This is a genomic window from Pseudomonas palmensis, from assembly GCF_017848315.1.
GTDB lineage: Bacteria > Pseudomonadota > Gammaproteobacteria > Pseudomonadales > Pseudomonadaceae > Aquipseudomonas > Aquipseudomonas palmensis.
In genome coordinates, this window is the sequence record NZ_JAFKEC010000001.1 from 1 (window position 1) to 17,283 (window position 17,283).

A 17,283-nucleotide genomic window follows, 5' to 3' on the forward strand; every position below is an offset into this window, starting at 1 on the left:
GCCCGCCCAGCAGCGGCACCACGGCGCTGCCGTCTTCGGCCACGGCCAGTACCGGCGGTTCGGCGCCCTTCTCCAGCAGCACGCTGGCCAGGCTGCGAATCACGATGCCGGCGGCGCACAGGGCAATGATCGGGGTGTCCTGCTGGTACAGCTGGCGCAGGGTGGCGCCGAAGTCCTGGTAGCTGCGGTCCGTGCCCTCGACCCGCCCGGCCAGGCCGTGGATCAATGCATCGGGGTACAGCTGCTGGAGCCTGCGGGCAGTGGCCAGGCTGCCCTTGCCCAGAATCACGATGGCCGGTGCGTGAGATGTCATCACCCTTGCCACCGTTCACCCGGCACGATGATCAGCGAGAAGTATGGCGAGGACTGCGGGTCGACTGCATCCAGCGCCACGATCTTCTGGTTGGCCATGGTCGCGCGCTCCACGTACAGCGCTCGCTCGGCCAGGCCCAGTTCGGCCAGCACCTGGCGCACCTTGGGGAAATTGCGCCCCAGCTTCATGATCACCGCCGCGTCGGCATCGGCCAGGCGGCGCTTGAGCTCGTCGGCCGGCAGCACGCCCGACAGCACCGACAGGCTCTGGTTGCGGTACACCAGTGGCGCGCCGAGTACCGAGGCGCCCCCGAGCATCGAGCACACGCCGGGGATCACCTGGGCCTCGTAGCGCTCGGCCAGGCGGTCGTGCAGGTACATGTAGGAGCCATAGAAGAACGGGTCGCCTTCGCAGATCACCGCCACGTCGCGGCCGGCATCCAGGTGCGCGGCCACTTCCAGGCTGGCGCCGTCGTAGAAGTCGCTGATCACCTGCTCATACGACAGCGGCGCCGGCAGTGCCTCGGTGGTCACCGGGTACACCAGCGGCAGCAATGTCTGCGCCTGCTGCAGGTGCGCCTCGATGATGCCGAAGGCATTGCCGCGCTTGCCCTTGGCCACGAAATACGCCACCACTGGCGCCTCGCGCAGCAGGCGCAGCGCCTTGACCGTGATCAGTTCGGGGTCGCCGGGGCCCACGCCCAGGCCAAGCAGTCGTCCGCGTGGCTGCATCATTCGACCTCCGTGGCCAGGGCATTGACTGCCGCTGCTGCCATCGCGCTGCCGCCCAGGCGGCCCTCGACGATCACGAACGGCACGCCACGGCTGTCGGCCGCGAGCATCGCCTTGGACTCGGCCGCGCCGACGAAACCGACCGGGAAACCGAGGATCAGCGCAGGCTTCGGCGCCCCTGCATCGATCATCTCGAGCAGGTAGAACAATGCGGTCGGCGCATTGCCGATCACCACCACGCTGCCTTCCAGGTGCGGGCGCCACAGCTCCAGGGCCACCGCCGAGCGGGTGTTGCCCAGCTCCTTGGCCAGGCCCGGCACGCTGTCGTCGCGCAGGGTGCAGATCACCTCGTTGTTGGCCGGCAGGCGTGCACGGGTGATGCCTTCGGCGACCATGCGCGCATCGCACAGGATCGGCGCACCGTTGGCCAGCGCCTCGCGCCCGGCCTTGCCGGCGCCTTCGCTGAAGCGCAGCTTGTCGACCACCTCGACCATGCCGCAGGCATGGATGACCCGCACCGCGAGTTTTTCCAGGTCGGCCGGGATCCGCTCCAGGCGAGCCTCCTGGCGAATGATGGCGAAGGAGTTGCGGTAGATCTCCTGGCCGTCGCGGATGTAATCAATCATCGGGGTTGCTCCGTAGGCGGGCGTCGAGTTGCGCGCCCGCTTCTTTCAATGTCAGGTTGCGCCCGCCAGGGGCGCCCAGGCCCGGCTGCGCCGGGTCGTGAAAATACAGGTCGTAATGCCCGGGCCCGACCGCCAGCAGGGTGGCCGGTGCACGGTGGGCCAGCGCGCAGGAACGCGCGCAGCCGCTCAGGTGAATGCCGGCCACCGGGCCCGGCTCGCGCAGCAGCGCCGCCAGCTGCACGGCGTCGGCCTTGGTGTCGGCCAGGGCCTTGGCGCAGCCGGCCGAACCGGTGCAGGCCACCATGCGCGCCAGCGGCTGCGCCGGGTCGCACAGCAAGCCCAGCGCTGCCAGCCCGGCCAGTGCCAGCTCGGCGTCGGTGGCGGCAAGATTGGGCAGCAGCAGGCTTTGCCAGGGCGTCATGCGCAGGCTGGCGTCGCCCAGGCTGCTGGCCAGGTGCGCGGCGCCACGCAACTGCGCGGCGCTCAGGCGCCCAGCGGTGCGGCGGCGCCCACCGCGACCCTGCCCGTCTGGCGCTGTGGGTAGACACCCAGATGGCGGGCCTGGTCACGTCGCGGCCGGCGCCAGCCCAGCACCGCGTGGTCGCGGCGCAGCGCCACGCCAATGCCCTGCACGAACGCCTCGCTGCCGCATTCGGCCAGCAACTGGCGCATGCGCGCCTGCTGCGCAGTGGCCAGGTCGAGAAACCGCTGCAACACCGCCAGCACCAGCGCGTGCCCAGCGGCCAGCGGCACCGCGCCCAGCGCACCCTCCTCGGCCGGGCAGCCGGCCAGGCCGAAGGCCAGCCACACCTCGCCGTCCAGGCGCAGTGCCGACAGCCACAGGTCGTGGGGGTGGGTGAGCATGGCCAGGTCTTCGCCAGCGTCCAGTTGCACGGCGAACTTGGCAGACAACTGATGAAAGCGCTCGCAGGTCTGCAGCGATTCGAGGATCTGCCCCGCCAGCGCCCGGCTGTCGAACAGCATGGCCGGGTCGAGACCGGCCGCCGGGCTGAGCATCAGGTTGCGCACATCGTCGCCCGCCGCCTGGCGCGGGCCCAGGCCGGCGTCGAGCAGGCATGCCACCAGCCCGGCGTGGTCGGCACCGATGCCGCGAATCTGCAGGTTGCTGCGGTTGGTTACCTCGATCACGCCGCCGGCAAAGCGCTCGGCGGCGTCGGCCACTGCGTGTGCCTGGGCCGCGCTCAGGGTGCCGGCGTCGAGCTTGATGCGTGAAATGCCGCCGTCCAGCGCCTGCACGATACGCCACAACCCCGGGCAGGCCGAGGGGCGAAGAGCTGGAGTGGGCAGGGGTTGCGGCAAGGGATCACCCGGCAATCGTCAAAAGGCGCTGGTAGCACAAAGGCGCGGTATTATGCCTGCTTTGTCCGTCGGCAGGCTAAGCCAGCCGGTCGGATAGGCAAGCGAAGAGGAACGGCATGGCGCCCTGGTTGACGGTAGTAGGTATTGGCGAAGACGGCTTCACGGGCCTGGGCAAACAGGCTCGGCATGCCCTGCTGCGAGCCACCAAGGTGTTCGGCAGCCCGCGCCAGCTGGCCCTGCTGCCCCACTGCTCGCGCGCCGAACGGGTCGCCTGGCCCAGCCCGTTTTCCCTGGCGCCACTGCTGGCCGAACGTGGCGAGCCGGTGTGCGTGCTGGCCAGCGGCGACCCGATGCTCTACGGCGTAGGCGCCAGCCTGGCGCGCCAGCTGCCGGCCGAGGCCATGCGGGTGCTGCCTGCACCGTCTTCCTACTCGCTGGCCGCCGCCCGCCTGGGGTGGCCCCTGCAGGACGTGGTCACGCTGTCGGTGGTAGCGCGCCCGGTCGCCGCCGTGGCCGCCCACCTGTACAGCGGCCAGCGCCTGCTGGTGCTGAGCAATGACCGCAGCAGCCCCGCCGCCCTGGCCGCCCTGTTGCGCGAGCGCGGCTTCGGCCCCAGCCACCTGAGCGTGCTGGAGCACCTGGGCGGCGCCGACGAACGGCGCATCGATGCCCGTGCCGATGGCTGGCAGGACGCCGACTTCGCCGACCTCAACCTGGTGGCCATCGACTGCCGGGCCGGCGCCGATGCACCACGCCTGTCGCCGCTGGCCGGCCTGCCCGATTCGGCCTTCGCGCACGACGGGCAGATCACCAAGCGCGACGTGCGCGCCATCACCCTCGCCCGCCTGGCCCCGCAGCCGGGCGAGCTGCTGTGGGACGTGGGCGCCGGCAGCGGCTCGATCGGCATCGAATGGATGCGCGCCCACCCCAGCTGCCGGGCGCTGGCCATCGAGGCCGACGCCGGCCGCCAGCAACTGATCGAACACAACCGCGACGCCCTGGGCGTGCCTGGCCTGCAACTGGTGCGCGGGCGCGCCCCGCAGGCGTTGCAGGGCCTGGAGCGGCCCCACGCGATCTTCATCGGTGGCGGCGTGACCCGCGAGGGCGTGCTGGACGAATGCTGGGCGCACCTGCGCCCCGGTGGCCGGCTGGTGGCCAATGCCGTGACCCTGCAGAGCGAGACCCTGCTGATGAGCTGGCGCGAACGTCATGGCGGCGAGCTCACCCGTATCCATGTGGCCCAGGCGCAGCCGCTGGGCGAGTTCGACACCTGGCGCCAGGCGCTGCCGATCACCCTGCTTGATGTGGTAAAGCCCCTCGATGCGTGACGAAACCGCAGAACAGCCGGCGCCGCTGCGCAGCGGCCTGACCACGGGCAGTTGCGCCACCGCCACCAGCCTGGCGGCGGCGCGCCTGCTGTTGAGCGGGCAATGCGACGACGCGGTGCAGATCACCCTGCCCAAGGGCAGACAGGTGCAGATGCGCCTGGAGTTCTGCCGGCTGGCCGGGCCAGGCGCCGAAGCCGGCACCCTCAAGGATGCCGGCGACGACCCCGACGTGACCCATGGCGCGCTGCTCTACAGCCAGGTGCGGCTGCTGGCCGAGCCGGGCGTGCGCTTTGTCGCCGGCATCGGCGTGGGCACCGTGACCCGCCCCGGGCTGGTGCTGGGGGTGGGCGAGCCGGCGATCAACCCGGTGCCGCGGCGCATGATGACCGAGCACCTGCAGCGTCTGGCCCTGGAGTGCGATTACGCGGGGGGCTTCGAGGTCACCGTGAACGTGCAGGACGGCGACAGCCTGGCCCTCAAGACCATGAACCCGCGCCTGGGCATCCTCGGCGGGCTGTCGATTCTGGGCACCAGCGGCATCGTGCGGCCGTTTTCCTGCGCGGCCTACATTGCCTCGATCCACCAGGGCATCGACGTGGCCAAGACCAATGGCTATGAACACATTGCCGCGTGTACCGGCAATGCCAGCGAAGACACCATGCGCCGGGTCTACGGCATTCCCGACATCGCCCTGATCGAGATGGGCGATTTTGTCGGCGCGGTGCTCAAGCACCTGCGCAAGGTGCCGGTTGGCAAGCTGAGCATCTGCGGCGGCTTCGGCAAGATCAGCAAACTGGCGGCCGGGCACATGGACCTGCACAGCCGGCATTCGAGCATCGACCTGCCGCAACTGGCTGGCTGGGCGGCGGCGGTGGGTGCCGACGCCGCGTTGCAGGCGGCGATCATCGGCGCCAACACCAGCCAACAGGCGTTGGCCCTGGCCAGTGCGGCGGGGGTCGGGCTGGGGGATGCGGTGTGCGAGCACGCGCTGGCTTTCGCCCGCAGCGTGGTGCCGGCGCAGGTACAGGTAGAGGTGTTCGCCATCGACCGCCAGGGCGGCATCGTCGGCCGGGCGGGTGTTCGATGAGCCGGCGCATCCTGTTGCTGGGCGGCGTGACCGAGGCGCTGTTGATAGCCCGTCAGCTGGGCCCGCAGCACGTCTACAGCCTGGCCGGTATCGGCCGGGTGCCCAGCGACCTGGCGTGCCAGGTGCGGGTGGGCGGCTATGGTGGGGCCGAGGGCCTGGCCGCTTACCTGCGGGCCGAAGGCATCGGTCTGGTGATCGACGCGACCCACCCGTATGCGGCGCAGATCAGCCGCAATGCGGCGCAGGCAGCGCGCCTGGCCGGGGTTGAATGCTGGGCGTTGCGGCGCCCGGCATGGCAGGCGCAGGCCGGTGACGACTGGCGGGAAGTGGCGGACTGGACGCAGTTGATCGAGGCATTGAAACCGTTTCGCCGGCCCTTGTTCACCCTGGGGCGCGAGCCGTTGCAGCACCTGCACGAGATACCCGCGCAGCAGTTCTGGACCTTGCGCGCGCTGGAGGCGTGCGAGGGGAATGCGCGATGCGAAGTGATCGGCGCGCGGGGGCCGTTTCGCCTGGAGGATGAACGGGCGTTGTTCGAGCGTTGCCGGGTGGATGTGCTGATCAGCAAGAACAGTGGCAGCGCCGCGACCGAGCCCAAGCTCGAAGTGGCGCGCGAGCGGGGTGTGCCGGTACTGATCCTGAAGCGGCCGGCGCTGGCGGGGGTGGATCGGGAGTTCGTGGGCGTCGCCGATGTGCTGGCGGCGCTTTGACGGGTGCACACAGCTCCAGAGTCGATCAAAAAAGGCTGACACAAGGTCAGGGGAAGGATAGATGCGCTGTCGACGCAGTTACCCCACCTGCGACACTCCATCACACCCCGGCTTTTTTACATATACTTCGACATCTGGCTAAATAGCCCCACTCGATTCCTGACCGGATCTCCCCATGCCCGCACACCGGCTCGCCTACGCCTGGATCGCCTGCTTCGCAGTGCTGTTCAATCTGCTGGCCATGCCGTTGTCCGCCGCCGCTGCAAAAGCCCAACCCGAACAACTGCTGTGGGGCACCTTCTGCTCCAGCGGCGTGACCAAGATGATCGCCATCTCGCTGAATGCCCCCGACGGCCAACAGCAGAACGACGACCACTCCACCATGCAGCACTGCTGGTGCTGCTCCGGCACTGCCCCGCTGCTGGCCCTGCCCGGCCACCCGCCACGGCTGGTGACGTCCGAGCACACCCTCAACACCCCGTCACCGCTACTCGCCAGCTACCACCCCACGCCACGCCAGCAATGGCCCGCGCTCAATCCCCGCGCCTCCCCCCAGGCCTGAGTTCACTACGCTACCAGTTGCGAACCTGACCCGAACGGAGATTGACCATGCTCAAGAACGCCCTGCTGCTGGCCGCCCTGCTGCTGCCCGCCACCTTTGCCAACGCCCATGAATACACCGTGGGCGACCTGCATATCGCCCACCCGTGGTCGCAGGAGCTGCCGCCCAACGCCCCCAACGTGGCCGCCTATTTCATCGTGCACAACAACGGCAAGAGCGCCGACCGCCTGCTCGGCGTCGACAGCCCGATCACCGACAACGCCGAACTGCACGAGCATGTGCACAAGGACGGCCTGATGAAGATGCAGCAGGTGCAGGGTGTCGACATCCCCGCCGGCGCCGACCTGGTGTTCGCCCCCGGCGCCTACCACGTGATGCTGATGCAGCCCAAGGACCGCAGCCTGCTCAGCGACGGCAAGCGCTTCCCGCTGACCCTGCATTTCCAGAAGGCCGGCAACATCACGGTCGAAGTGGCCGTGCAGAAACAGGCCCCCGAGGGCACCGCCCACAGCCATTGATTCGCTGACGGCTGCACGCCATGCGCCTGCCCTGCGGCAGGCTCGCCCGCCCCGCTGACCTCCAACGAGCACGCGGCAGCTGGCTGAGCCTGTTCGCCATGTTGATGATCTTCATCGGCCCACTGGTCTCCCAGTCGATGCCGATGGATCACCGTGCCTCCATGCCCGGCATGGACATGGCCATGGACTGCCACTCAGGCAGCCACGCCAGCAGCCCGGCCGACAACCCGGCAGCGCTGCACGTCATCTGGGAAAAGTGCGGCTACTGCAGCCTGTTCTTCCACTGCCCGGCGCTGCCGCAGACGCTCAGCCTGCTCGACACCGAGGCCGTCTCGCCCCACACCACCCTGCGCGCCCAGCCGCGCCAGGGCCATGCGCGCCAGGCCATCTTCCCCGGCGCCCGCAGCCGCGCGCCACCTGCCCACATCGTCGTCTGAACCCACTTTGCATGCGCCCCAGGGCCCGGCTTGCTGCCGAGGCTCTTGCGCACCCTCACGACCACACGATGTTGGAAATACTATGTCCGGCTCTACCGTTACCCTGCGCCTGTCGCTGCAAGGCACCATCGCCCTGCTGTGCGGCACCCTGTTCAGCCACGTGGCCCTGGCCGCCGACAGCGGCCACGAAGGCCACGACCACACCGAACTGAGCCCCACGGTGATCACTGCCGTGGCGCCCAGCTCGCCGCTGACCATCGTCACCAACCCCAAGGACCCACGCCAGCCGGTACCGGCCAGCGACGGCGCCGACTACCTCAAGACCATCCCGGGCTTCTCGGCCATCCGCGCCGGTGGCACCAACGGCGACCCGGTGCTGCGCGGCATGTTCGGCTCGCGCCTGAACATCCTTACCAACGGCGGCGTGATGCTCGGCGCCTGCCCCAACCGCATGGACGCACCCACCTCGTACATCTCGCCGGAAACCTACGACCGCCTCACCGTAATCAAGGGCCCGCAGAGCGTGCAGTGGGGCCCCGGCGCCTCGGCCGGCACCATCCTCTTCGACCGCGAGCCCGAACAGTTCGGCGAGCTCGGCAGCCGCGTCAACGCAAGCCTGCTGGCCGGCTCCAACGGGCGCTTCGACAAGGTGCTGGATGCTGCGGCAGGCAACGCACAGGGCTATGCACGCTTTGTCGGCAACCAGTCGCGCTCCGACGACTACAAGGACGGCAACGGCGACACCGTGCCCTCGCGCTGGGACAAGTGGAACGGTGACGTGGCCGTGGGCTGGACCCCGGATGCCGACACCCTGCTCGAACTCACTGCCGGCAAGGGCGATGGCGAGGCGCGCTATGCCGGGCGCGGCATGGACGGTTCGCAGTTCAAGCGCGAAAGCCTGGGCCTGCGCTTTGAGAAATCCAACCTGGGCGGGGTGCTCGACAAGCTCGAAGCCCAGGTCTACTACAACTACGCCGACCACGTGATGGACAACTACAGCCTGCGCACCTCGCCCACCAGCGGCATGATGGCCGGACCGATGGTCAGCAACGTCGACCGCCGCACCCTCGGCGGGCGGCTCAAGGCCACCTGGCGCTGGGAGGACGTGACCCTGGTCAGCGGTGTCGATGCGCAGACCAACGAACATCGCCAGCGCGGCGGCATGGGCGTGGATGCGCACAAGGCCGAGCCCTGGACCAAGGACGCGGACTTTCACAACTACGGCGTGTTCGGCGAGCTGACCTGGGAAACCTCCAGCCAGGACCGCCTGGTCAGCGGCGCGCGCCTGGACCGCGCCTCGGCCAAGGATTTTCGTGAAGCCAGCGCCACCCGCGGCAACACCCGCGCCGACACCCTGCCCAGCGGGTTCGTGCGCTACGAGCACGACCTGCTCGACCTCCCGGCCACCACCTATGTGGGCCTGGGCCATGCCCAGCGCTTCCCCGACTACTGGGAGCTGTTCTCGCCCAAGTCGGGCCCGGCCGGCTCGCTCAATGCGTTCGACTCGATCAAGCCGGAGAAGACCACCCAGCTGGACGTGGGCATCCAGTACAAGACCGAGCAGCTCGAAGCCTGGGCCTCGGGCTATGTCGGCCAGGTGCGCGACTACATCCTGTTCGACTACCGTCCCGGCATGATGGGCATGCTCAGCTCCCAGGCGCAGAACATCGATGCCCGTATCATGGGCGGCGAGCTGGGCGCGGCCTATCAGTTCGCGCCCAACTGGAAAGCCGACGCCACCCTGGCCTACGCCTGGGGCAAGAACAGCAGCGATGGCAAGGCGCTGCCGCAGATGCCGCCGCTGGAAAGCCGCCTGGGCCTGACCTACAGCCGCGACGCCTGGAGCGCCGGTGCGCTGTGGCGCCTGGTCTCGGCGCAGAACCGCATCGCCGAGGGTTCCGGCAACGTGGTGGGCAAGGACTACGAGAAAAGCGCAGGCTTCGGCGTGTTCTCGCTCAACGGCGCCTACCGCGTGAGCAAGAACATCAAGCTCAGTGCCGGCGTCGACAACCTGTTCGACAAGGCCTACGCCGAGCACCTGAACCTGGCGGGCAATGCCGGCTTCGGCTACCCGGCCAGTGATCCGCAGGCGATCAACGAGCCAGGGCGTACCCTCTGGACCAAGGTCGACCTGAGCTTCTGATGCACCACACGGGCGCGGCCACTGGCCGTGCCCTCTGGCAGACCGGCGGCGCCAACCTGAGCCCTGCTCATGCAGCACATGAGCACGCTGCGCTACCGCCAATCGGCAAAATGTTACATTATACGCCCCGAAAAACACCCGCCTCGAACCCGGCGCACCGACGCGCCCGGGCCTTATGGACAAGCGATTTCCCTTCCGATGAACAAGTACCTGATCGGCTCCCTGAGCCTGCTGGCCGCGTGCGATTGCGCCCTGGCCAACACCCTGACCCTGCCTGCCGGCACCATCACCGCCACGGCCGACGCCGAACAGCGGGTCAGCCTCGATACCCCGACCAGCGCCGGTTCGCGCCTGAACTTGAACGCCCTGCAAACCCCGGGCAGCGTCGAGAGCCTGAGCGGCGAGCAGGTACGCGCACGTGGCGATCGCAGCGTACAGGACGGCGTGTCGCGCAGTACCGGCATCAGCCGCACCGGCACCCCGGGCGATGGCGGCACCTCGCTGCAGGCCCGCGGCTTCACCGGGCAGAGCTCGGTGATGCAGCTGTTCGACGGCAACCGCATGTACACCGGCATGGGCACCGTGACCTTCCCGGTGGACACCTGGTCGGTGGAACGCATCGACGTTCTGCGCGGCCCGGCCTCGGTGCTGTATGGCGAAGGCGCCACCGGTGCGGTGGTCAACGTGGTGCCGAAAAAGCCCTTCGAGGGCGAGATCGTCAACCACCTGCGCCTGGGCTACGGCAGTCACGACAGCCAGCAGACCGCCCTCGACAGCGGCGGCTCGCTCACCGACAGCCTGAGCTACCGCCTGAACATCAACCAGCTGCGCAGCAACGGCTGGATCGACCACGGCGACTCCAGCAGCACCGCCATCAGCGCGGCGCTGCGCTGGCAGGCCAATGACGACCTGGCCTTCACCCTGGCGCACGACTATGGCGACCAGAAGCCGATGAACTACTTCGGCACGCCGCTGATCAACGGCCACCTGCGCGAGAGCCTGCGCGACAAGAACTACAACATCAGCAACGACAAGCAGCACTACAACGACCAGTGGACGCGCCTGACCACCGAGTGGCAGATCAGCGACAGCGTCAGTTCCACCAACGAGCTGTACTACCTCAAGGCCAACCGCCGCTGGCAGAACGCCGAGAACTACACCTGGGATGCGGCCAGCCAGCAACTGCTGCGCAGTGGCAACTTCGGCATCAAGCACCAGCAGGAGCAGGTGGGTGATCGCCAGACCTTCACCTTCAGGCACAGCCTGTTCGGCCTCGACAGCCAGACCCTGGTGGGCGCCGACTACAACCGCATCCGCTTCCAGCTCAACAGCAACGCGCCGTTCAACGACAGCATCGTCGGCGGCGAGCCGATCGACCTGCGCCACCCGCAGCGCAGCGGCTTTGCCAGCGATTCGGCGTACCGTCCGCAGTTCGACAGCCTGACCCACCAGTTCGCGCTGTTCGCCGAAAACCGCCTGCAGCTCACCGAGCGCCTGTCGCTGGTGACGGGCGTGCGCCGCGACGTGGTGCACCTGGACCGCAACGACCTGCGCAGCGAAGTGACCGGCAACACACGCAGTGACACCAGCCTGGACGGCAACAACTGGAAGGCCGGGCTGGTGTTCGCCCTCACCCCCGAAACGTCGCTGTATGCCCAGCACGCCACCAGCACCGATGGCGTTGGCGGCTTGATCTCGCTGAGCCCCGACCAGCAGCAGTACGGCCTGGCCAAGGCGCGCCAGACCGAGGTCGGGGTCAAGCAGCAGTTCTGGCAGCAGCGTGGCGAATGGACCCTGGCGGCATACCACATCGTCAAGAAGGACCTGCTCACCGACGACCCGTCGCAGATCGGCACCGGCCGGCAACTGCAGGTGGGCAAGCAGTCGTCCGACGGCATCGAGGCCAGCCTGGACCTGCAGCTGCCGCACGACTGGCAGGTACAGGCCAACGCCGCGTTCGTGCGTGCACGCTATGACGAATTCGAGCAGGAGGTGAACGGCGTGATGGTATCGCGGGCCGGCAACCGCCCCACCGACGTACCGGGGCGCACCGCCAACCTGTGGCTGAGCAAGGGCCTGACCGACAGCCTGCGCGCCGGCGCCGGGGTGCGCTATGTGGACGGGCGCTATGCCGACATGGGCAACACTACCCGGCTGCCGAGCTACACGGTGGTGGATGCCTCGGTGGCGTGGCAGGTGCTCAGCGATACCACGCTGGGCCTGCAGTTGAACAACCTGTTCGACCGTCGGTACGCGCAAAGTCAGTACAATGACGGCCAGCAATGGATCCTGGGTGAGCCGCGCGCGTTCTTCGTGACGGCCGACTACACCTTCTGACCGCGTCGCCCCATTCGCCGGCAAGGCCGGCTCCTACACACCACACCGGTCCTGCAGGAGCCGGCCTTGCCGGCGAAGAGGCCCGAATAGACGACACATGACCACCCTGAATATCCACAACCTGCACTGGTCCCCCAAAGGCCACGGCCACTGCCACCACCAGTTCCAGCTGCGTGGCGTCGACCTGCAGGTGCGCCCCGGCGAATTCGTCGGCCTCATTGGCCCCAACGGCAGCGGCAAGACCAGCCTGCTGCGGTGCGCCTACCGCTTCAACGCGCCCGAACGCGGGCACATCACCCTCGACGACCACAACCTCTGGCAACAATCGCCGCGCTGGTGTGCCCAGCGCATCGCGGTGGTGCTGCAGGAGTTTCCCGACGCGTTTGGCCTGAGCGTGGCCGAAGTGGTCGCCATGGGGCGCATTCCGCACCAGGGCCTGTTCGACGGCGACAGCCGCCAAGACCGCCAGCGTGTACAGCAGGCGCTGCTCGATGTCGGCCTGCACGGCTTCGACGACCACGCCTTCGCCACCCTTTCGGGCGGTGAAAAGCAGCGCGTGATCCTGGCCCGCGCCCTGGTGCAGCAACCGCGCGTACTGATCCTCGACGAACCGACCAACCACCTCGACCCGCGTTACCAACTGGCCCTGCTGCACCAGGTGCGCCAGCTGCGCATCGCCACCCTGGCCAGCATCCACGACCTGAACCTGGCCGCGGCCTTCTGCGACCGCCTGTACGTGCTCGACCACGGCCGCATCGTGGCCAGTGGCACACCGCACCAGGTCCTCACCGCCGAGCTGCTGCGCGAGGTGTTCGGCGTTCAGGCGCTGATCGACCGCCACCCGCTGGCCGACCATCCACGCATCACCTGGATAGCCCCCCAATGATTCGATCCGCCCTGCTTGCCGCGCTGCTGCTGGTCGCCGGCCCGGCCCTGGCCGAGGTCACGCACTACCCGCTCACGGTGCACAGCTGCAACCGCGAGGTGACCTTCGCCAAGGCCCCCGAACGCGCCCTGAGCCACGACATCAACATGACCCAGATGATGCTCGCCCTGGGCCTGCGCACGAAGATGGTCGGCTACAGCGGCGTCAGCGGCTGGAAGGCAGTGACCCCGGCGCTGCGCAAGGAACTCGACGGCCTGCCGGAGCTGGCCAGCAAGTACCCTTCGGTGGAAACCCTGCTCAACGCCAACGTCGACTTCTTCTTCGCCGGCTGGGACTACGGCATGCGCGTGGGCGGCGACCTCACCCCGCAGAGCCTGGCGCCGCTGGGCATCGCGGTGTACGAGCTGACCGAATCGTGCGCGTTCGTGATGAAGCGCCCGCCGGCGAGCCTGGACGACACCTACACCGACCTGCGCAACCTGGGCCGGATCTTCGACGTGCAGGCCCGCGCCAGCCAGCTGATCGAGCAGATGCAGCAGCGCGTGGCCAGCGTGCAGCAGCACCTGCCGACGCAGCGCCCGCGGGTGTTCCTGTATGACAGCGGCGAAGACCGCGCCATGACCTCCGGGCGCCTGGGCATGCCCGAGGCGCTGATCAACGCCGCCGGCGGGCGCAACATCCTCGATGACATCGAGGCCAGCTGGACCCGCGTGAACTGGGAAAGCGTGGTCGAACGCAACCCCGAGGTGATCGTGATCGTCGACTATGGCGAGATCACCGCCGCGCAGAAGCAGCAGTTTCTGGAACAGCACCCGGCCCTGCAATCGGTCGACGCGGTGCGTAACCGGCGCTTCGTGGTCATCCCCTATGTGGCCGCCACGCCGAGCCTGGAAAACGTCGAGGCGATCGAGGCCATCGCCAAGGGCCTGCACGGCGCATGAAAACTCGCTATCGCCTGATGCTGCTGGCGCTGAGCGGCCTGCTGCTGGTGTCGTGCGTGCTCTCGCTGGGGTTCGGTTCGGCCCCGGTGCCGGTCGAGGTGGTCGCCCGGGTGCTGCTGTTCAAGGTGTTCGGTATTGCCCCCGAGGTGCCCGCCTGGACCGCCGGCCAGGAACATATCGTGTGGCTGATCCGGGTGCCGCGCATGCTCCTGGGCGCGCTGGTGGGCGGCGGCCTGGCGATGATCGGCGCGGTGCTGCAGGCGGTCACGCGCAACCCGCTGGCCGACCCGCACCTGCTCGGCGTGACCTCCGGCGCCACGCTGGGTGCGGTGCTGGTGGTGCTGCATGTGGGTGAACTGATCGGCGTGCTGACCCTGCCGCTGGCAGCCTTTGTCGGCGCGCTGTGCAGCATGCTGCTGGTGCTGGCGATTGCCAGCCGGCATGGCCGCCTGGACAGCGACCGCCTGTTGCTGTGCGGGGTGGCCGTGGCCTTCGTGATGATGGCGCTGGCCAACCTGCTGCTGTTCATGGGCGATCATCGTGCAAGCTCGGCGGTGATGTTCTGGATGCTCGGCGGCCTGGGCCTGGCGCGCTGGGAACTGCTGGCGGTGCCGGCAGCCAGCGTGCTGCTGGGGCTGGGCCTGCTGCTGGGCATGGCACGCGCGCTCAATGCGCTGATGGCCGGCGAGCAGACCGCCGTGACCCTGGGCCTGAACGCACGCTCGGTGCGCCTGCTGGCGTTTCTGATCTGCTCGCTGCTGACCGGCGTGCTGGTGGCGATCAGCGGTTCCATCGGCTTTGTCGGCCTGATGGTGCCGCACATTGCGCGGCGCCTGGTGGGCGCCGAGCACCGCCGGCTGCTGCCGGTGTCGCTGCTGCTGGGCAGCCTGTTCCTGATCTGGGTGGATGTGGCCGCGCGCACCCTGATCGCCCCTGAAGACCTGCCCATCGGCATCGCCACGGCGGCCATCGGCGGGCTGTTCTTCATCGGCATGATGCGCCGGCGCTGAACTGCTGCCTGGCGCTGAGCCCTTGCCTGGCCGGGAAATCCTGCCTTGACCGCGATCAACAAAGCGGTGCGAACGTACCAACTTGAGACGTATTGCCACCTCGCCAGGGCAAAAGCCCGTGATAGCCTAGCGAGCGCTTCACGCACAAGAAGACTGACTCCTCAATGGAATGCCACCCATGACCAACCAGCAACCGCCGGACACCCCGGCCCACGACCTGCAACGCAACCTCACCAACCGCCATATCCAGCTCATCGCGATTGGCGGGGCCATCGGCACCGGCCTGTTCATGGGCTCGGGCAAGACCATCAGCCTGGCTGGCCCGTCGATCATCTTCGTCTACATGATCATCGGTTTCATGCTGTTCTTCGTCATGCGTGCCATGGGCGAACTGCTGCTGTCGAACCTCAACTACAAGTCGTTCATCGATTTCTCCGCCGACCTGCTCGGCCCCTGGGCCGGCTACTTCACCGGCTGGACCTACTGGTTCTGCTGGATCATCACCGGCATTGCCGACGTGATCGCAATCGCCGCCTACTCGCAGTTCTGGTTCCCTGACCTGCCGCAATGGGCGCCGGCCCTGGCCTGCGTCGGCGTGCTGCTGTCGCTGAACCTGATCACGGTGAAGCTGTTCGGCGAAATCGAGTTCTGGTTCGCCCTGATCAAGATCATCGCGATCATGGCGCTGGTGTGCACCGGCCTGTACATGGTGTTCGTCGGCTTCCAGTCACCCACCGGCACCAGTGCACAGCTGAGCAACCTGTGGAATGACGCGGGCATGTTCCCCCATGGCCTGATGGGCTTTTTCGCGGGCTTCCAGATTGCCGTGTTCGCCTTCGTCGGCATCGAACTGGTGGGCACCACCGCCGCCGAGGCGAAGAACCCCGAGCGCACCCTGCCGCGGGCGATCAACTCGATCCCGATCCGCATCATCATGTTCTACGTGCTGGCGCTGATCGCGATCATGGCCGTCACCCCGTGGCGCGACGTGGTGCCGGGCAAGAGCCCGTTCGTCGAGCTGTTCGTGCTGGCCGGGCTGCCGGCGGCGGCGAGCATCATCAACTTCGTGGTGCTGACCTCGGCGGCCTCCTCGGCCAACAGCGGGGTGTTTTCCACCAGCCGCATGCTGTTCGGCCTGGCCCAGCAGGGCGATGCGCCGAAAAGCTTCGAGACCCTGTCCAGCCGCAAGGTGCCGGCCAACGGCCTGTACTTCTCGTGCACCTGCCTGCTGCTGGGCGCGGCCCTGATGTACGTGATCCCCGACCTGATCGAGGCCTTCACCCTGGTGACCACGGTGTCGGCGATCCTGTTCATGTTCGTGTGGACGCTGATCCTGCTGTCGTACCTCACCTACCGCAAGGAGCGTGCGCCGCTGCACCAGGCCTCGAAGTACAAGATGCCGGGCGGGCGCTTCATGTGCTGGGTATGCCTGACGTTCTTCGCCTTCATCCTGGTGTTGCTGTGCCTGGAGAGCGATACCCGCCAGGCCCTGCTGGTGACGCCGCTGTGGTTCGTGCTGCTGGCCGTGACCTACCAGACCGTGCGCCGCAAGCGCCAGGCGCGTGTGCCGGTGCCCGCTACCACGCCGCGTCAGTCGTAGTCGTACTCCTGCTGCTGGAGGGCTTGGGCAAGCCCTTCCAGCACGCCATCGGCCTCGGCCCGCTGTTCGGGCGAAGGGCCGCTGGCAAACTGGCTGCGCTGCTGGCCCAGGGTGAGGAACGCATTGTCGCCATCACCCCAGATATACGAATAGACCAGCAGGAAGCTGTCCGACTCCGGCTTGGCGTACTTCGCCATCTGACGCAGAGGGGCCAGCAGCTGGATCATCTCGCCGTAATTGTTGGTGAACTCCACCAACGCGAACTGCCAGACCTGCGACGCCTCGTCGTACTGCATCAGGCTGCCGTACATGCAGTCGACCCAGCCCTGAAGCAAATCGCCCAGCGCCACCGCATTTTCAGGCGCCTTCTGGTCAAGATCACGTACCCCGTGCACCTCGGCGGCGTCCAGCCATTGCTGCCAGTCATCGAACTCGCCAGCGCCCGCCGCAGGTGAGGTCATCGCGGCCTGGTACTGGGCCGGGGTGATATTGCAGCGAAAGTACAGCGATGACGCTTCCATGGCGAAAATCCTTGAGCCGAGTTGAAGTGAGGGCGCAAGCATAAGGCATCGCCGTGAACTATTGCTGTGCAGTCTTGCGCGTACTGCACCACGGCAAGCGCCATCCCGGTGCACCCACCCTGCCCTGCACCTTGTGAACACGCTGCTGGCAAGCCTGTGTACGACATCGGCACAGCCCTTGCTAAAGCTCTCTGCACAAAGTCGCCGTCTGCC

General features: G+C 67.9%; 15 protein-coding genes and 2 pseudogenes. 12 read left to right on the forward strand and 5 right to left on the reverse strand.

Annotated elements, in window-relative coordinates:
* The 4 genes and pseudogenes from JZZ72_RS00005 to cobG all read right to left on the reverse strand — a co-directional run.
* A pseudogene (locus JZZ72_RS00005) lies at positions 1 to 313 on the reverse strand (cobalt-precorrin 5A hydrolase); the annotation flags it as partial.
* Positions 313 to 1,044, reverse strand: coding sequence for a precorrin-2 C(20)-methyltransferase (locus JZZ72_RS00010; protein ID WP_054916149.1), 732 nt, complete (start codon positions 1,042 to 1,044; stop codon positions 313 to 315). The gene JZZ72_RS00010 and the pseudogene JZZ72_RS00005, both read right to left, overlap by 1 nt.
* The gene (locus JZZ72_RS00015; RefSeq protein ID WP_054916150.1) at positions 1,044 to 1,670 is read right to left on the reverse strand and encodes a precorrin-8X methylmutase; all 627 of its coding nucleotides are present in this window, start codon (positions 1,668 to 1,670) and stop codon (positions 1,044 to 1,046) included. The genes JZZ72_RS00010 and JZZ72_RS00015 overlap by 1 nt, the downstream gene beginning before the upstream one ends.
* A pseudogene (cobG, locus tag JZZ72_RS00020) lies at positions 1,663 to 3,005 on the reverse strand (precorrin-3B synthase). The gene JZZ72_RS00015 and the pseudogene cobG overlap by 8 nt, the downstream one beginning before the upstream one ends.
* Before the next feature lie 101 nt (positions 3,006 to 3,106).
* Here cobG and JZZ72_RS00025 point away from each other — a divergent pair.
* From JZZ72_RS00025 to cycA, 12 genes are all read left to right on the forward strand, one after another.
* Positions 3,107 to 4,318, forward strand: a complete 1,212-nt coding sequence (locus JZZ72_RS00025) for a bifunctional cobalt-precorrin-7 (C(5))-methyltransferase/cobalt-precorrin-6B (C(15))-methyltransferase (protein WP_043863474.1) — start codon at positions 3,107 to 3,109, stop codon at positions 4,316 to 4,318.
* Positions 4,311 to 5,405, forward strand: a complete 1,095-nt coding sequence (locus tag JZZ72_RS00030) for a cobalt-precorrin-5B (C(1))-methyltransferase (protein WP_043863475.1) — start codon at positions 4,311 to 4,313, stop codon at positions 5,403 to 5,405. The genes JZZ72_RS00025 and JZZ72_RS00030 overlap by 8 nt, the downstream gene beginning before the upstream one ends.
* Complete coding sequence (locus JZZ72_RS00035) at positions 5,402 to 6,115, forward strand: cobalt-precorrin-6A reductase (RefSeq protein ID WP_054916152.1); 714 nt, start codon at positions 5,402 to 5,404, stop codon at positions 6,113 to 6,115. Before JZZ72_RS00030 ends, JZZ72_RS00035 begins: the two co-directional genes overlap by 4 nt.
* A 175-nt stretch (positions 6,116 to 6,290) precedes the next feature.
* Positions 6,291 to 6,677: a DUF2946 domain-containing protein gene (locus JZZ72_RS00040; RefSeq protein ID WP_054916153.1), complete on the forward strand. Its 387-nt coding sequence runs from the start codon at positions 6,291 to 6,293 to the stop codon at positions 6,675 to 6,677.
* A gap of 47 nt (positions 6,678 to 6,724) precedes the next feature.
* Positions 6,725 to 7,195: a copper chaperone PCu(A)C gene (locus JZZ72_RS00045; protein WP_043863478.1), complete on the forward strand. Its 471-nt coding sequence runs from the start codon at positions 6,725 to 6,727 to the stop codon at positions 7,193 to 7,195.
* Between the two features lie 20 nt (positions 7,196 to 7,215).
* The gene (locus tag JZZ72_RS00050) at positions 7,216 to 7,632 is read left to right on the forward strand and encodes a DUF2946 domain-containing protein (protein WP_210013873.1); all 417 of its coding nucleotides are present in this window, start codon (positions 7,216 to 7,218) and stop codon (positions 7,630 to 7,632) included.
* A gap of 82 nt (positions 7,633 to 7,714) precedes the next feature.
* Positions 7,715 to 9,775 (forward strand): TonB-dependent copper receptor, encoded by a 2,061-nt coding sequence (locus JZZ72_RS00055; protein ID WP_078479890.1) that lies wholly within the window; start codon positions 7,715 to 7,717, stop codon positions 9,773 to 9,775.
* A gap of 198 nt (positions 9,776 to 9,973) precedes the next feature.
* Positions 9,974 to 12,112 carry a TonB-dependent receptor gene (locus tag JZZ72_RS00060; RefSeq protein ID WP_104572977.1) on the forward strand — a complete coding sequence of 713 codons (2,139 nt, stop codon included), beginning with the start codon at positions 9,974 to 9,976 and terminating at the stop codon, positions 12,110 to 12,112.
* A 97-nt stretch (positions 12,113 to 12,209) separates the two neighbouring features.
* On the forward strand, positions 12,210 to 12,998 hold the full coding sequence (locus tag JZZ72_RS00065; protein WP_043863482.1) for an ABC transporter ATP-binding protein: 789 nt from the start codon (positions 12,210 to 12,212) through the stop codon (positions 12,996 to 12,998).
* Positions 12,995 to 13,939 carry an ABC transporter substrate-binding protein gene (locus JZZ72_RS00070; RefSeq protein ID WP_210013874.1) on the forward strand — a complete coding sequence of 315 codons (945 nt, stop codon included), beginning with the start codon at positions 12,995 to 12,997 and terminating at the stop codon, positions 13,937 to 13,939. Before JZZ72_RS00065 ends, JZZ72_RS00070 begins: the two co-directional genes overlap by 4 nt.
* Complete coding sequence (locus tag JZZ72_RS00075) at positions 13,936 to 14,949, forward strand: FecCD family ABC transporter permease (protein ID WP_210013875.1); 1,014 nt, start codon at positions 13,936 to 13,938, stop codon at positions 14,947 to 14,949. The genes JZZ72_RS00070 and JZZ72_RS00075 overlap by 4 nt, the downstream gene beginning before the upstream one ends.
* Positions 14,950 to 15,127: 178 nt before the next feature.
* A complete protein-coding gene (gene cycA / locus JZZ72_RS00080) occupies positions 15,128 to 16,549 on the forward strand; it encodes a D-serine/D-alanine/glycine transporter (protein WP_054916158.1) in 1,422 nt (473 codons plus the stop codon).
* On the opposite strand, the gene JZZ72_RS00085 is transcribed toward cycA, so the two are convergent.
* Positions 16,540 to 17,070 carry a hypothetical protein gene (locus JZZ72_RS00085; RefSeq protein ID WP_196932992.1) on the reverse strand — a complete coding sequence of 177 codons (531 nt, stop codon included), beginning with the start codon at positions 17,068 to 17,070 and terminating at the stop codon, positions 16,540 to 16,542. The two genes, cycA and JZZ72_RS00085, sit on opposite strands and share 10 nt — an antisense overlap.
* Positions 17,071 to 17,283: the final 213 nt, after the last annotated feature.

What these genes read in the sequence shown, in the direction of transcription:
- JZZ72_RS00010 (WP_054916149.1), bottom strand. Translation starts at nt 1,044, where the DNA reads ATGCAGCCACGCGGACGACTGCTTGGCCTGGGCGTGGGCCCCGGCGAC.
- JZZ72_RS00015 (WP_054916150.1), bottom strand. Translation starts at nt 1,670, where the DNA reads ATGATTGATTACATCCGCGACGGCCAGGAGATCTACCGCAACTCCTTC.
- JZZ72_RS00025 (WP_043863474.1), top strand. Translation starts at nt 3,107, where the DNA reads ATGGCGCCCTGGTTGACGGTAGTAGGTATTGGCGAAGACGGCTTCACG.
- JZZ72_RS00030 (WP_043863475.1), top strand. Translation starts at nt 4,311, where the DNA reads ATGCGTGACGAAACCGCAGAACAGCCGGCGCCGCTGCGCAGCGGCCTG.
- JZZ72_RS00035 (WP_054916152.1), top strand. Translation starts at nt 5,402, where the DNA reads ATGAGCCGGCGCATCCTGTTGCTGGGCGGCGTGACCGAGGCGCTGTTG.
- JZZ72_RS00040 (WP_054916153.1), top strand. Translation starts at nt 6,291, where the DNA reads ATGCCCGCACACCGGCTCGCCTACGCCTGGATCGCCTGCTTCGCAGTG.
- JZZ72_RS00045 (WP_043863478.1), top strand. Translation starts at nt 6,725, where the DNA reads ATGCTCAAGAACGCCCTGCTGCTGGCCGCCCTGCTGCTGCCCGCCACC.
- JZZ72_RS00050 (WP_210013873.1), top strand. Translation starts at nt 7,216, where the DNA reads ATGCGCCTGCCCTGCGGCAGGCTCGCCCGCCCCGCTGACCTCCAACGA.
- JZZ72_RS00055 (WP_078479890.1), top strand. Translation starts at nt 7,715, where the DNA reads ATGTCCGGCTCTACCGTTACCCTGCGCCTGTCGCTGCAAGGCACCATC.
- JZZ72_RS00060 (WP_104572977.1), top strand. Translation starts at nt 9,974, where the DNA reads ATGAACAAGTACCTGATCGGCTCCCTGAGCCTGCTGGCCGCGTGCGAT.
- JZZ72_RS00065 (WP_043863482.1), top strand. Translation starts at nt 12,210, where the DNA reads ATGACCACCCTGAATATCCACAACCTGCACTGGTCCCCCAAAGGCCAC.
- JZZ72_RS00070 (WP_210013874.1), top strand. Translation starts at nt 12,995, where the DNA reads ATGATTCGATCCGCCCTGCTTGCCGCGCTGCTGCTGGTCGCCGGCCCG.
- JZZ72_RS00075 (WP_210013875.1), top strand. Translation starts at nt 13,936, where the DNA reads ATGAAAACTCGCTATCGCCTGATGCTGCTGGCGCTGAGCGGCCTGCTG.
- cycA (WP_054916158.1), top strand. Translation starts at nt 15,128, where the DNA reads ATGACCAACCAGCAACCGCCGGACACCCCGGCCCACGACCTGCAACGC.
- JZZ72_RS00085 (WP_196932992.1), bottom strand. Translation starts at nt 17,070, where the DNA reads ATGGAAGCGTCATCGCTGTACTTTCGCTGCAATATCACCCCGGCCCAG.